Raw genomic sequence first — 14,010 nt, 5'->3', positions numbered from 1 at the left:
GGCGCACGGGAGAATAAACATGAAAAACCTTAAACCACTCGCACTTGGTGCCAGCGCCTTTGTCTATAGCCTATTGACATTGCAAACAGCAATGGCTGACGACACCGAAATATACGTACCCAAAGATTTGCCTGCCGACCAGCAAGTTCGTCCAAACATCATGTTTGTGCTTGACTCTTCCGGCTCAATGGGCAGCGGCGTAGCCAACTCTGGAGGCAAAAACCGAAACCAAGTAATGCGTGACGTGGTAAAAAATCTAATCGACCAATTGAAGGCCAAGGAAGATGTCAACGTCGGCTTTATGCGTTATGACGGCAGTGACGGCGGCTATGTACTCAGTCCCGTCCAACGCCTGACAACAACAAATGCACAAACAATGAAAGACGTAGTAGACACCATCCCTGCAAGTGGGAATACACCGCTGCTGGAAACCTACTACGAGTCATACCTCTATATGACCGGACAAAACAGATTCTGGGGCGACAAGAGCGTTAAGGCCTCACGCAATGGCGAGACCTATAAATCACCAATCGAGCACAGCTGCCAGCAGTCACATATCATCTATCTAACTGATGGCGAGCCTACTGTCGACCAAGGCTCCAATGCAGCAGTTAAAACCCTTGTTACCAACAAGAATACTCTTTACCCAGCATCTAGCTGCGGTTCAGGCAACGGTCAATGCCTACCCCATTTAGCTGAATACATGGCTAATCAGGACCTGTTTCCGGCACCCGCGCCATTCGATGATCCAACCAACCGTAAGCAGTCAGTGACGTCACATTTCATTGGCTTCTCCGTAAACCTTGCACTGCTGAAAAACGCCGCTGAGGCGGGGGGCGGCAAGTACTACACCACAGGCGACGTATCTGGTCTAACTGACGCACTTAAAGCCATCGTTCAAGATATCAGCGCCGAAAACACCTCCTTCGCCACGCCTAGCGTTGCGGTAAGTGCATTCAACAACCTGGGTTTCCGTAACGACCTTTATTACGCCCTGTTCCGTCCTGCAGAAGGCGCAAACTGGCCAGGTAACGTGAAGCGCTACAAACTGTCCAAGGATGGAAGCGGCAACCCTTTGATTGTCGACAAAAATGGCAACGCCGCTATTGACGACACTACTGGCTTCTTCAGAAACAGCGCCTCCAGCTTTTGGTCCGTGGAAGATGGCAGTGATGTGGCCAAAGGTGGTGTGGCCGGCCGCCTACTCAACCCCGATACCCGAAAAATATTTACCTGGACAGCAGCTGACAGAACGCCAAGCGCCAGCGCAGGCGTTACAGGTTCTCAAGCCCTTGATATTGCTGCGCATCGCCTGATCACCGGCAATACAGCGGTAACGCAAGCAATGCTAGGGGCCAGCACCACCACATTACGCACCAACTTTATTAACTGGGCACGCGGAAAGAAAACTGATGGAACAAACCGACTTGCTATTGCTGACGTCCTACACAACGAACCAAAGCTGGTTGCTTATGTAACTGATGAAGACCTTGAGCGAGTAAATAATTCGCCTGCGACCTCAACCGAAAAACTATTTATGTTCTTCGGCTCCAACGAAGGTTTTATCCACGCGATAGATCCTACAACCGGTGACGAGAAGTTTGCATTTATCCCCAAAGAGCTGCTGGGTAACCCCGGAAATTATCTGAGCGATGCAAAAGGCTCATCCAATAAGAAATATGGCATGGATGGCCAGATCAACCTCTGGACTGAGTACCGCACGCCAACAGCAGACGATATCGCCAACAAAAAACGGACACTCAACAAAGCCTATCTCTATGCAGGTATGCGGCGTGGCGGCAGCAACTATTACTCACTCGACGTAACCAATATTGACGCCCCCGCCCTCAAGTGGCTGATTAAAGGTGCATACTCCGCAACACCCACTCCAGGTTTTGAAAAACTGGGGCTGACTTTCTCTGCGCCAAAGCTGGCCGACATCAAGATCAACGGCACTAAAACCAAGGTACTAATCTTTAGCGGCGGCTATGACAAAGAGCAAGACAACATAGGCACTAACGCCCCGAAAAATGACAGTATTGGTAATAGTCTGTTTATTGCAGATGCTGAAACCGGAAAACTTCTCTGGCGCGCCGGCAACACCGGCGACAGCAGCGCGACGCTGAATGTTGCCAACATGACCAACAGCATGCCGGCGGACCCAACTATCGTGGATATTAGTGGCGACGGCTTAGCCGACATCATTTATGTCTCAGACCTACGCGGCCAGGTATTCCGCTTTGATATCAACAACGCCAATACCAGCCTCACATCACTGGCTACTGGTGGACGGATTGCCAGCCTTGCCGGAGCAACTGCGGCTGACAACAGACGCTTCTTCAACTCCCCAGACGTAGCCTTGATCCGCGAGCGCGGCGGTAAAACTTATTTCACCATATCAATTGGTTCAGGTTTCCGTGAAAGCCCGCTTAATACCGAGACGGATGATCGCTTCTACGTGTTGCGCGACAGCAATGTCTTCAGTAAACCCACTACCTATACCACTATCGTAGAAAGTGACCTGATCAACGTAAGCGGGGTTAACCTCAGCGACACCGAATCAGCAGCCATTCTTGCGGAGATTGCCAAGCTTGAAGGACTTATGGCCTCGCTGAACCTAGCGCTGAGCACCGCTCAAGAAAACTTTGCCAGCTACAAAGCCGGTATCGGCCATACAGCCAAACAAAACGCAGCAATACAAGCGTTAAGTGACGCCAATGACAAGCAACGCGAAATCGATGAGATTCTCGGCAATGACCCTTACCTGCTTGAACATGTAAGCAATACACGCCACCAAAGCACTCTGCAGGACAGCCTGAAACTGGCACAGCAAACACTGAGCGAACTTGAGCAGTTGCGCTTGAATATTCAAGGCCAAGCAGATGCAGGCGATGTTGGCATTCTGGATGGTGAGCGCCTTGCGGCAGAGACCGCATTGACTGCCGCCATCGCAGCTTACAACCCGGCTCAAGTCACTGCCGACAATGATGCAGCAGCTGCTGCAACAGCTGAAGCGGATGCAGTAGCTGCCGAAACAACGGCAGCAGCAGACCAAGCCACTGCAGATGCTGCATTAATTACCAAAACCAATGCCGATCAGGCTGCTGCAGACGCCGTGATTGCAGCAACAGCAGCGGATGCTGCAAAGACAGCAGCAGATGCAGCTCTGGCAACAGCTACAGCAGATGCGGCGACCACCGCCACCACCAAAGCCAATGCGGCCACAGACCTCACCAACGCTCAAACCGACGTTACTAATAAACAAAATGATGTAACAGCTGCGCAGGCGGCTCTTGATGCGGCTCAAACCGACGTCGACAATAACCCTGGTGATCCCGGCTTTGAGGCAATACGAGACGCAGCACAAGTAGACCTTAATACTGCAGCAACAGCACTAACGGATGCACAAGCCGTAGAAGCTACCGCGGCAACTGCGCTGACGGCTGCAACAGCTGCGGATGACGTAGCACAAGCCGCATTTGCCACAGCAACTACTGCCGCCGCTGACGCAACAACTGCCAAAACAACTGCCGACGCATTAGTAGTCTCAACAGCCAATACCGCGACAACTGCAGCTAATGACCTGGCAGCCGCTAACACACAAGCAGCCAACACGGCCGCCACGGCAGCAGGTTTGCGTGCTACGGCAGATGCGGCACAGTCTGTAGCGACAGCATCAGCACTTGATGCTGCTACTAAACTGGCCGCCCGCGACACCGCACAGGCAGCGCGTGACGCCGCAACCCAAGCGCACGCAACTGCAGTAAAAAATGATGCTGATGCAAGTGCGATATCGGCTCAGCTCAGTCGTTTCACTGAACAGTATGACCGACTGGTTCAGCTGCAAATCTCGGTTGATAACTCTTTCGCCCAGATACAGACACTGGAAGCTGACCTTCTGGCAGCCAAGGCAGACCCAAACTTTGATGCCAATAACCTGCCTGCGCTGGAGGACGCACTGACGGCTGCTCGCACTGATTATGCAGCGCTAAATGCAGTCGCAACTCGCACCAACCTCAACACAGGTTCTCCGGCCAAAGCCACTGCACTGATAGATGCAGTGAAAGCGGCACTGGCACTGCCAGACCCAACTGATGTAGCCCTAGCGCTGCAAGCTGCCTTGGACATCTTGGTTGCCGACGCCGACTTTATTGACTTGCCGGCGGCAGGTAACCTAACGGTCAGCCAGCTGTTAGCTCGCGCCGAAGCTGCCAATGCCGCAGCCTTAAAAACTAAAGCAGATAATGAGACCACAACTGCGGCACTGGTAGCAGGCTTGGCCAGCCAGCGTGATGCTTTCAAGGCAAGCGGTGCGGCATTACAGCTTGAGGCGGATGCACTTGCCGCAACTGCTTATAACCCAGCCAGTGCATTGCTCTCGGCTACACAATTGGCTGCACTGCAAGCCCAGCTAGCACCAGCGGAGCCAACGTTCTTCGATGCATATCAATACTTGATCGATGCAGCGCTCGCCAACGCATCGAACACCGCGACCGGCCTGCCATATCTGCGCAATGCCATAAACGTCGAATACAGCAAATTGACTCCCGGCAATAGCTACACACCGAATGTCAATCTACTTGCGGCCAGTAAAGGGTTCTATCTGCGCCTCCCTAGAGGAGAAAAGGTACTCTCAACCTCTATATCCTTCCGTGGCGCACTGTTCTTCAGTACCTTTGCACCGCGCAACTCGAACACTGTTGCCACTTGTGGCTCGGATGTAGGGCGAGGCCGTACTTATGCCATGAGCCTATTGGATGCCAGTGCACTCTTCACCGAAACAGCTCCAGACGGCACGAAAACCCCAGTACGCAGCTTTGATCTGAAGCGCGCAGGCATTCCGCCAACCCCTTCGGTTATCCTCTCTGAAGGCGCACCTACAATTCTCACTGGCACCGAGATTTTGACCAACGAATGCGTTGAGGGTGTAGAAGCATGCCGCTCAGGTGATGCCGTCAAAGCAACATATTGGAGAGAAAATTAATGAAGGAAAAAGGCTTTAGCCTTATTGAGCTGATGATTGTGGTCGCGATAGTTGCCATTCTGGCAGCTATCGCCTACCCAAGTTATCAAAACTATGTCTTACGCACTGGGCGGGCAGACGGGCAAGCAAAAATGATGGAAATCATCCAGGCTCAGGAGCGGTTCTACTCACAGAACCAAACCTACACCACGAATCTGGGGGCCGGTGGGCTGGCTTATGGTGTAGCAGCAAATGCTTCCGTGCCATCAGCAGAAGGACGCTACACCATTCAGGCTGCGGCATGTGCCAACAGTACTATTGCACGCTGCGTCATATTGACCGCGACCCGTGTTGGTCCACAACTGCAAGATAATGAATGCGGCAACCTCACCATAGACAGCCGCGGCACAAAAGATAAAAGCGGAACGGGTACAGTTGCGACGTGCTGGTAAGCACAAAAGGCCGGGAATCCCGGCCTTTTTATTTCCTGCCAGTTACAGCAATAGTTTACTGGCGCGCAATAACCCGCAACTCCTTCGGCATCGAGAACGTTACATTCTCCGGCCGCCCCTGCAACTCTTGCGCACCTGTTGCGCCCCACTCACTTAACTGCTGAATAACGCTCTGCACCAGCACTTCAGGGGCTGATGCACCTGCGGTAATCCCAATACCCGCCACACCCGCAAACCACTCTTGCTTGAGGTCTTCTGCACCATCGATCAAGTAGGCTGGGGTACCCATGCGTTCGGCCAGTTCGCGCAGGCGGTTGGAGTTGGAGCTGTTGGGGCTACCGACAACCAGCAACACATCGCACTCGGCGGCGAGCTGTTTAACGGCATCCTGGCGGTTCTGGGTGGCGTAGCAGATGTCGTCTTTGCGCGGGCCGCCGATGGCGGGAAATTTGGCGCGCAGGGCGTCGATGACTTTGCTGGTATCGTCCATCGACAGGGTGGTCTGGGTGACAAAGGCTAAGGCTTCGGGATTGCGCACCTGTAGTTCGGCGACATCCGCTTCGTCCTCAACCAGATAGATGGTGCCGCCGTTGCTGGCGTCGTACTGACCCATGGTGCCTTCTACTTCTGGGTGGCCTTCATGGCCGATCAATATGCATTCGCGCCCTTCGCGGCTGTAGCGCACCACTTCCATATGCACTTTGGTGACCAGCGGGCAGGTGGCGTCGAAGATCTTCAGACCACGGCGTTCGGCCTCGTTACGCACAGCCTGGGAGACGCCGTGGGCGCTGAAGATAACGATAACGTCATCAGGAATCTGATCCAGCTCTTCGACAAATACGGCGCCGCGCGAACGCAGGTCTTCGACCACAAACTTGTTGTGCACCACTTCATGGCGCACATAGATGGGTGGCCCGAAGACTTCCAGCGCGCGGTTGACGATTTCAATGGCGCGGTCGACACCGGCACAGAAGCCACGGGGATTGGCGAGTTTAATATGCATGGCGAATATCTCGACGGAAGACCTTGCGGGCTAGTGTACGGCGCGGCCGCACGCACTGGGAAAGCAATCTGTATAAGCCGCCGTGATCGCGAGGATCAAGCAAGACGAAAGCCGCCCCCACAGGAACGAGCTAGGCCTTAGAGCGCTTTGACCTCAATAATCTCCACGTCAAAGCTCAGCGCTTTGCCGGCCAGCGGGTGGTTGAAGTCGATAGTTACCTGGTTATCGTCAAAGGCTTTGACCACGCCCGGCAACTCAGCATTGGCAGCGTCGTTGAAGATCACCAGCAGGCCTTCCGACAGCTCCATATCCTGAAACTGGCTGCGCGGCATGACCTGAATATTCTGCGGATTACCCTGACCGAAGCCCTGCTCTGGACTGATCGACAGACTGCGCTTGTCGCCCGCTTTCAAACCATAAATGGCTTGCTCAAAACCTGGTAGCAGGTTGCCGTCGCCGACCTTGAAGGTGGCAGGCTTTTTATCGAAGGTACTGTCCACTACATCGCCGTTGTCCAGCTTGAGGGCGAAATGCAGGGTCACTTCCCTGTCCGGACCGATACGCACGTCAGTCATTTGCCTGTTTCTCCGGACTTTTCACTTTTGAACATATCCAGCGCCAGCAGGATGGCACCGCCGGTAATCGCCATATCGGCCACATTGAAGGCCGGGAAGTACCACTGCTGATGCCAGTGCAGCAGGATAAAGTCGACCACGTGGCCAAACACCACGCGATCCACCAGATTGCCCAGGGCGCCACCCAGAACTAACGCCAAAGCCATCGCCAGCCAGGTTTCATCTGGCTTGAGGCGTTTGAGCCAAACCACCAGCACTGCGCTGACCACCACGGCAATTGCGGCGAAGAACCAGCGCTGCCAGCCGGCGGCATCGGCCAGGAAGCTGAATGCCGCACCGGTGTTGTAAGCCAGGGTCCAGCTGAAGTAGTCGGGGATGATCACGATCTGCTGGTACATGCTCAGGTTGTTGTCGAACCAGAACTTGCTCGCCTGATCGACTACAAACACCAGCAGGCTCAGCCACAACCAGGCCAAACGCCCGAAACGACTGGCGTTAGGCATTCCGTTATCACGCATAGTGACGAACCTCACCTGCGCCTTCGATATTGTCCACGCAACGACCACAGATTTCCGGATGCGCGGGGTTCACCCCAACGTCCTCGCGGTGATGCCAGCAACGGCCGCACTTGGCGTGACCGGACTTCAACACTTTCAGCTTGAGCCCGGCGACTTCGGTTTCCACGGCATCGCTTGGCGCGCTGGCGAGCGGCGCCAGGCTGGCGGTGGAGGTGATCAGCACAAAGCGCAGTTCGTTACCGAGCTTGTTCAGATCGGCGATCAGGCTGTCTTCAGCGTACAGGGTCACTTCAGCCTGCAGGTTGCCGCCAATGGCCTTGGCTGCGCGCAGGTTTTCCATCTCCTTGTTTACCGCGACCTTGACCGCCATCACGCGCTCCCAGAACGCACGATCCAGCTCGAAGCCCTCAGGCAGTTCACTCAGGCCTTGATACCAGCCATTGAGCATCACCGACTCGTTACGCGCACCCGGCAGGTATTCCCACAGCTCATCGGCGGTGAACGACAGCACCGGAGCGATCCAGCGCACCAGGGCTTCGGCGATATGGAACAGCGCGGTCTGGCAGGAGCGACGCGCCACGCTGTCGGCGGCGGTGGTGTACTGACGGTCCTTGATGATGTCGAGGTAGAAGCCGCCCAACTCCTGCACGCAGAAGTTGTGCACCTTCTGGTAAACGTTCCAGAAGCGGTAGCTGTCGTAGGCCTCCTCAATTTCGCGCTGCAGCAGCAAGGCGCGATCCACTGCCCAACGGTCCAGCACCAGCATGTCTTCCGCCGGCAGCAGGTGCTGCGCCGGGTCGAAGCCGCTGAGATTGGAGAGCAGGAAGCGTGCGGTGTTGCGGATACGCCGGTAGGAATCGGCGCTGCGCTGCAGGATGACCTTGGACACCGCCATCTCGCCGGAGTAGTCGGTGGACGACACCCACAGGCGCAGGATGTCGGCGCCCAGGCTGTCATTCACTTCCTGCGGGGCGACCACATTGCCCAGGGATTTGGACATCTTGCGGCCGTTCTCATCGACCACAAAACCGTGGGTCAGCAGCTCTTTGTACGGCGCGTGGCCGTCGATGGCTGCGCCCGTCAGCAGCGAGGAATGGAACCAGCCACGGTGCTGGTCGGAGCCTTCCAGATACAGGTCGGCACGCGGGCCGCTGGCATGGCCGAGGTTGTGCGAGCCGCGCAGCACGTGCCAGTGAGTGGTGCCGGAGTCGAACCAGACGTCCAGGGTGTCACTGATCTTGTCGTAGTCGACGGCTTCATCGCCGAGCAGCTCAGCAGCATCCAGCTTGAACCAGGCTTCGATGCCCTCTTGCTCGACACGCTTGGCCACCTCTTCCATCAGCTCGGCACTACGCGGATGCAGCTCACCCGTGGCCTTGTGCAGGAAGAACGGGATTGGCACACCCCAGTTGCGCTGACGCGAGATGCACCAGTCCGGACGCCCGGCAATCATGCTGTGCAGACGCGCCTGACCCCAAGCAGGGACGAACTGAGTTTGCTCGATGGCTGCCAGCGCGCGCTCACGCAGGGTGCCGCCCTCATTAGGCTGCTTGTCCATGCCGACGAACCACTGCGCGGTGGCGCGGTAGATCAGTGGGGTCTTGTGGCGCCAGCAATGCATGTAGCTGTGCTGGATGGCTTCGTGCTTGAGCAGCGCGCCGACCTCCTCCAGCTTGGCGACGATGGCCGGGTTGGCCTTCCAGATAAACTGGCCGCCAAAGAACGGCAGATCGCTGACATACACGCCATTGCTCTGCACCGGGCTGAGGATGTCGTCGTTGCTCATGCCGTAGCCTTTGCAGGAACGGAAGTCGTCCTCACCATAGGCCGGTGCCGAGTGCACCACGCCAGTGCCGGCACCCAGCTCAACGTACTCAGCCAGATAGACCGGAGCAAAGCGCTCATAGAACGGATGACGGAAGCGGATCAACTCCAGCGCCGCACCTGGCGCGCTGGCGATCACTTCGCCCTGCAGGCCATAACGGGCCAGGCAGCCTTCCACCAGCTCTTCAGCCAGCAGCAGCAGACGCTCGCCGGTATCGACCAGCGCATAGGTAAATTCAGGGTGGACGTTAAGCGCCTGGTTGGCCGGAATGGTCCACGGCGTGGTGGTCCAGATCACGATGGAAGCCGGCTTCGGCAAACTGGCCAGGCCAAACGCGGCGGCCAGCTTGTCGGCGTCTTCAACCAGGAAAGCGACGTCGATGGCGTCGGACTTCTTGTCCTGATACTCGACTTCGGCCTCAGCCAACGCCGAACCGCAATCGAAGCACCAGTTGACCGGCTTCAGGCCCTTGAACACAAAACCCTGTTTGACCATTTCGGCCAGCGCACGGATCTCGCCGGCCTCGTTGGCAAAGTCCATGGTCTTGTACGGGTTGTCCCAGTCGCCCAGTACACCGAGGCGAACGAAGTCGGCTTTCTGCCCTTCGATCTGCTCGCCGGCATAGGTGCGGCAGCGTTCGCGGGTCAGGTCGGATGGCTGATTCTTGCCGAAGGTGGTTTCCACCTTGTGCTCGATCGGCAGACCGTGACAGTCCCAGCCCGGCACATAGGGGGCGTCGAAGCCGGCCAGGGTCTTGGAACGGGTGATGATGTCCTTGAGGATCTTGTTGACCGCATGACCAATATGGATGCTGCCGTTGGCATAGGGCGGGCCGTCGTGCAGCACGAACTTCGGCCGGCCTTCGCCTTGCGCGCGCAGCTTCTGATACAGGCCAATCTCGTTCCAGCGCTGCAGAATCTGCGGCTCGCGCTGCGGCAGGCCGGCTTTCATCGGAAATTGGGTGTCAGGCAGATTCAGCGTGGCTTTGTAGTCGGTCATCTCAGGCTCTTCGTAAGCGATTGGCACCCAGCAGTTGAAACCGGGGGCTTAAACGCGCCAATGGGCACGGGCGGCAGCAATATCGGCAGCAATAGCCGTCTTCAATGCCTCAAGGGAGGCGAAACGCTGCTCATCGCGCAGCTTGTGGTGGAAAGCCACCGTCAAACGCCGGCCATATAAATCACCGGCAAAGTCCAGCAAATGCACTTCCAGATGAGCGCGGCCATCACCGGCCACACTCGGGCGCACACCAATGTTGGCCACACCTGGCCAGACTTGGCCGTCAATCTCGGTGCTGACCAGGTACACGCCCTTGAGCGGCACCCGCTTGCGCTTGAGCTGCACATTGGCAGTCGGCGCATTCAGCTGACGGCCCAGCTTCTGCCCATGCAACACCCGTCCGGCGATCTGGAAAGGCCGCCCAAGCAGGTGCTGCGCCAGGGCGAAATCACCGGCATCAAGGGCTTCACGCACCCGCGTACTGCTGACGCGAATACCGTCCAGTTCAACCGTGCTGGCAGCCTCGACGCTGAAGCCTTCACGCTCACCGGCCTCGGCCAGAAAGGCGAAGTCACCGGCGCGGTCACAGCCGAAGCGAAAGTCATCGCCCACTTCCAGATGCTGCACACCCAGGCCTTCAACCAACACGCGATGCACGAACTCGGAGGCGCTCAGCTCACGCAGGCGGCGGTTGAAGCTCAGACACAGCACCCGATCGACGCCTTCGGCAGCCAACAACGCCAGCTTGTCGCGCAAGCGGGCCAGGCGTGCCGGCGCTACATCAGGGGCAAAAAACTCACGCGGCTGCGGCTCGAAAATCAACACGCAACTGGGCACACCAAGCTCGGCGGAACGCTCACGCAAACGCGCCAAGATGGCCTGATGACCACGATGGACGCCGTCGAAATTACCGATAGTGGCGACACAGCCCCGATGCTGGGGCCGCAAGTTGTGTAGGCCTCGAACCAGCTGCATAACGCGCTTCTTGCTCATAAAGTGGCCGATTATACGCACACCGGGCAGCGGACAACAGGCGGCAAATCAGCTGCCTTCAGAGCGCACTGCGCCGGACGAAGTCCCGCAAGCGAAAGCCCAGCAGCGCCAACACGGCCAAATAGGCCAACATGCCCACACCAACCAACCCACCCAAGCGCAGCAAACGCCAGAGCATGGCGCCGTCCGCCCAGGCTGGCAGCTGCTGCATGGCCAGCAGCAACACGCCCACCATCGCCAGCAACGCCAACAACAGCTTACCGAGGAACAGCGCCCAGCCCGGCTGCGGCTGGAACATGTCGCGCTTGCGCAGCTGCCAGTACAACAACCCAGCATTCAGACAGGCGGCCAGACCAATAGCCAGCGCCAAGCCGGCATGAGCCAGGGGGATTACAAAGATAAACAGCACATTCATCGCCTGGGTCGCCAGCAGCGTCACCAGCCCGATACGTACCGGGGTCTTGATGTTCTGCTGGGCGTAGAAGGCCGGCGCAAGAATTTTCACCAGAATGATGCCAACCAAACCCAGCGAGTAGGCAATCAAGGCGCGCTGGGTCATCAAGGTATCGGCAGCGGTGAACTTGCCGTACTGGAACAGCGAGGCAATCAGCGGCTCGGAGATAATCGCCAACGCCACTGCACTGGGCAGCGCCAACACCAAACAAAGACGCAAGCCCCAATCGAGCAGCCTGGAATAGTCCTCGCGACTAGCGCCTGCATGGGTTTTCGACAAGGCCGGCAGCAAAATGGTGCCCAGCGCCACACCGAGCACGCCAGCCGGCAACTCCATCAAGCGATCGGCGTAATACATCCAGGACACGGAGCCTGCGACCAGAAAGGAGGCGAAGATGGTATTGATGATCAGCGAAATCTGGCTGACCGACACCCCGAAGATCGCAGGCCCCATCTGTTTCACCACACGCCACACGCCAGTGTCCTTGAGGTTCAGACGGGGCAGCACCAGCATGCCGATCTTGTGCAGATGCGGTAGCTGAAACAGCAGCTGCGCCAAGCCGCCCACCAGCACCGCCCAGCCCAGCGCCATGATCGGCGGGTCGAAGTAAGGCGTCAGAAACAGGGCGAAGACAATCATGCTGACGTTGAGCAGCGTCGGCACAAAGGCCGGCACCGAGAACCGGTTCCAGGTGTTGAGCACCGCCCCCGCCAGCGAGGACAGGGAGATCAGCAAGATATAAGGAAAGGTCACCCGCAGCAGGTCGGTGGTCAGCTCAAAGCGCTCCACCTCATCGGCGAAACCTGGGGCAGACGCCCAGACAATCCAGGGCGCAGCGAGAATGCCAATAAAAGTGACCAGCGCCAGTACCAGAGTCAGCAGCCCCGTCACATACGCCAGAAACGTGCGCGCTGCCTCATCGCCCTGCTGGGTTTTATATTCAGCCAGAATCGGCACAAAAGCTTGGGAAAACGCACCCTCGGCAAAAATACGGCGCAGCAGGTTTGGCAGCTTGAACGCCACTACAAAGGCATCCGAGGCCACGCCCGCACCGAAGGCACGAGCAATAATGGTGTCACGCACAAAGCCCAATACACGCGAAAGCATGGTCATGGAGCTGACGGCGGCCAACGACTTGAGCAAATTCATGTAGTATCCCGGCTCCGCAAACAAGCACTGGCGCGCAAAGGCGACGAGTGTAGCGATCTGCCGCTGGTCAGGCCAGCACAGGGAAAAGCCATCAGGCTTGACAGTACTCCCTCATATCGGCATGATTCGCGGCCTTATTTGTTTGTAACCCCCAGAATTTTTCCGAGGAGCTTGACGGTGGCCAATACACCTTCTGCCAAAAAACGCGCAAAACAGGCTGAGAAGCGTCGTAGCCATAACGCCAGCCAGCGCTCGATGGTTCGCACTTACATCAAGAACGTCGTTAAGGCTATCGAAGCCAAAGACGCAGCTCTTGCAGCTACCGCTTACACTCTGGCTGTGCCGGTAATCGACCGCATGGCCGATAAAGGCATCATCCACAAGAACAAAGCCGCTCGCCATAAGAGCCGCCTCAATGGCCACATCAAGGCCCTGAGCGCTACAGCAGCTGCCTAAGCTGTTTGCGACACGCTACTCGTTCTTGAAAAACCGGCTTAACCGCCGGTTTTTTATTGCCCGCAACAATTGCCAACACAGCCTGCAACGCCCAGAGGCAATCGCCACCGGCGGCAGGCCATAAAAAAGCCCGAATCACTTCGGGCTTTTTGCTTCAGGGCTTTTGCGGCCAGGGCAGAATCGGGATGGCGGTCACCGCATTCTGCGGACTACCCTCGATTACCCGATCGCTGTAGACCAGGTAAACCAGGGTATTGCGCTTCTGATCGAAAAACCGCACCACCTGCATGGTCTTGAACACCAGCGAGGTACGCTCACGAAACACCTCCTCGCCCTCCTTGAGCTTCTCCAGGAAGCTGATCGGCCCAACCTGGCGACAGGCAATCGACGCCTCGGCGCGATCCTCAGCCAACCCAAGACCACCTTTAACACCACCAGTCTTGGCCCGCGACAGGTAGCAAGTAACCCCCTCTACCTTGGGATCATCAAACGCCTCAACAACGATTTTGTCGTTCGGCCCCATAAATTTGAAAACCGTCGACACCTCACCAATCGGCTCGGCCAGCACCAACCCAGGCAACAGCACAAGCGCACCCAGCAATCCCTTTACGACTCGCATCAGC

Annotated in this window: 10 protein-coding genes; 3 read left to right on the top strand and 7 right to left on the bottom strand. The window is 57.0% G+C overall.

Annotated features, from left to right (window positions below; all coding sequences use genetic code 11):
• Nucleotides 1-19 precede the first annotated feature (19 nt).
• Together ACIN8IBEIGE_RS01735 and ACIN8IBEIGE_RS01730 are read left to right on the top strand one after the other, a co-directional pair.
• Nucleotides 20-4,984 carry a pilus assembly protein gene (locus ACIN8IBEIGE_RS01735; protein WP_160013140.1) on the top strand — a complete coding sequence of 1,655 codons (4,965 nt, stop codon included), beginning with the start codon at nt 20-22 and terminating at the stop codon, nt 4,982-4,984.
• A complete protein-coding gene (locus tag ACIN8IBEIGE_RS01730; protein WP_160013139.1) occupies nt 4,984-5,415 on the top strand; it encodes a type IV pilin protein in 432 nt (143 codons plus the stop codon). Before ACIN8IBEIGE_RS01735 ends, ACIN8IBEIGE_RS01730 begins: the two co-directional genes overlap by 1 nt.
• A 55-nt stretch (nt 5,416-5,470) precedes the next feature.
• On the opposite strand, the gene ispH is transcribed toward ACIN8IBEIGE_RS01730, so the two are convergent.
• The 6 genes from ispH to murJ all read right to left on the bottom strand — a co-directional run bounded on the left by ispH (nt 5,471) and on the right by murJ (nt 12,931).
• Nucleotides 5,471-6,418, bottom strand: coding sequence for a 4-hydroxy-3-methylbut-2-enyl diphosphate reductase (ispH, locus tag ACIN8IBEIGE_RS01725; RefSeq protein WP_160013138.1), 948 nt, complete (start codon nt 6,416-6,418; stop codon nt 5,471-5,473).
• A 137-nt stretch (nt 6,419-6,555) separates the two neighbouring features.
• A complete protein-coding gene (gene fkpB / locus ACIN8IBEIGE_RS01720) occupies nt 6,556-6,993 on the bottom strand; it encodes an FKBP-type peptidyl-prolyl cis-trans isomerase (protein WP_160013137.1) in 438 nt (145 codons plus the stop codon).
• Nucleotides 6,990-7,496 carry a signal peptidase II gene (gene lspA / locus ACIN8IBEIGE_RS01715; protein WP_160016281.1) on the bottom strand — a complete coding sequence of 169 codons (507 nt, stop codon included), beginning with the start codon at nt 7,494-7,496 and terminating at the stop codon, nt 6,990-6,992. Before lspA ends, fkpB begins: the two co-directional genes overlap by 4 nt.
• A gap of 7 nt (nt 7,497-7,503) precedes the next feature.
• Nucleotides 7,504-10,335 (bottom strand): isoleucine--tRNA ligase, encoded by a 2,832-nt coding sequence (gene ileS, locus ACIN8IBEIGE_RS01710; protein ID WP_160013136.1) that lies wholly within the window; start codon nt 10,333-10,335, stop codon nt 7,504-7,506.
• 48 nt (nt 10,336-10,383) lie between these two features.
• A complete protein-coding gene (gene ribF / locus ACIN8IBEIGE_RS01705) occupies nt 10,384-11,310 on the bottom strand; it encodes a bifunctional riboflavin kinase/FAD synthetase (RefSeq protein ID WP_178124317.1) in 927 nt (308 codons plus the stop codon).
• 76 nt (nt 11,311-11,386) lie between these two features.
• Nucleotides 11,387-12,931, bottom strand: coding sequence for a murein biosynthesis integral membrane protein MurJ (murJ, locus tag ACIN8IBEIGE_RS01700; protein ID WP_160013134.1), 1,545 nt, complete (start codon nt 12,929-12,931; stop codon nt 11,387-11,389).
• A gap of 177 nt (nt 12,932-13,108) precedes the next feature.
• Between murJ and rpsT the strand changes: the two genes are divergently transcribed.
• Nucleotides 13,109-13,387 (top strand): 30S ribosomal protein S20, encoded by a 279-nt coding sequence (gene rpsT / locus ACIN8IBEIGE_RS01695; protein WP_160013133.1) that lies wholly within the window; start codon nt 13,109-13,111, stop codon nt 13,385-13,387.
• A 154-nt stretch (nt 13,388-13,541) separates the two neighbouring features.
• On the opposite strand, the gene ACIN8IBEIGE_RS01690 is transcribed toward rpsT, so the two are convergent.
• Nucleotides 13,542-14,006 (bottom strand): CreA family protein, encoded by a 465-nt coding sequence (locus tag ACIN8IBEIGE_RS01690; protein WP_160013132.1) that lies wholly within the window; start codon nt 14,004-14,006, stop codon nt 13,542-13,544.
• Between the last annotated feature and the right edge of the window lie 4 nt (nt 14,007-14,010).

The organism is Pseudomonas sp. 8BK (assembly GCF_902506475.1).
Classification (GTDB): Bacteria; Pseudomonadota; Gammaproteobacteria; order Pseudomonadales; family Pseudomonadaceae; genus Aquipseudomonas; species Aquipseudomonas anguilliseptica.
Note: the sequence above shows the minus strand (reverse complement) of the source record. Positions and strands in the feature narration are given on the sequence as shown.

Excerpts from the sequence above, each read along its gene's own strand:
- ACIN8IBEIGE_RS01735 (WP_160013140.1), top strand. The coding sequence starts at position 20 with ATGAAAAACCTTAAACCACTCGCACTTGGTGCCAGCGCCTTTGTCTAT.
- ACIN8IBEIGE_RS01730 (WP_160013139.1), top strand. The coding sequence starts at position 4,984 with ATGAAGGAAAAAGGCTTTAGCCTTATTGAGCTGATGATTGTGGTCGCG.
- ispH (WP_160013138.1), bottom strand. The coding sequence starts at position 6,418 with ATGCATATTAAACTCGCCAATCCCCGTGGCTTCTGTGCCGGTGTCGAC.
- fkpB (WP_160013137.1), bottom strand. The coding sequence starts at position 6,993 with ATGACTGACGTGCGTATCGGTCCGGACAGGGAAGTGACCCTGCATTTC.
- lspA (WP_160016281.1), bottom strand. The coding sequence starts at position 7,496 with ATGCCTAACGCCAGTCGTTTCGGGCGTTTGGCCTGGTTGTGGCTGAGC.
- ileS (WP_160013136.1), bottom strand. The coding sequence starts at position 10,335 with ATGACCGACTACAAAGCCACGCTGAATCTGCCTGACACCCAATTTCCG.
- ribF (WP_178124317.1), bottom strand. The coding sequence starts at position 11,310 with ATGCAGCTGGTTCGAGGCCTACACAACTTGCGGCCCCAGCATCGGGGC.
- murJ (WP_160013134.1), bottom strand. The coding sequence starts at position 12,931 with ATGAATTTGCTCAAGTCGTTGGCCGCCGTCAGCTCCATGACCATGCTT.
- ACIN8IBEIGE_RS01690 (WP_160013132.1), bottom strand. The coding sequence starts at position 14,006 with ATGCGAGTCGTAAAGGGATTGCTGGGTGCGCTTGTGCTGTTGCCTGGG.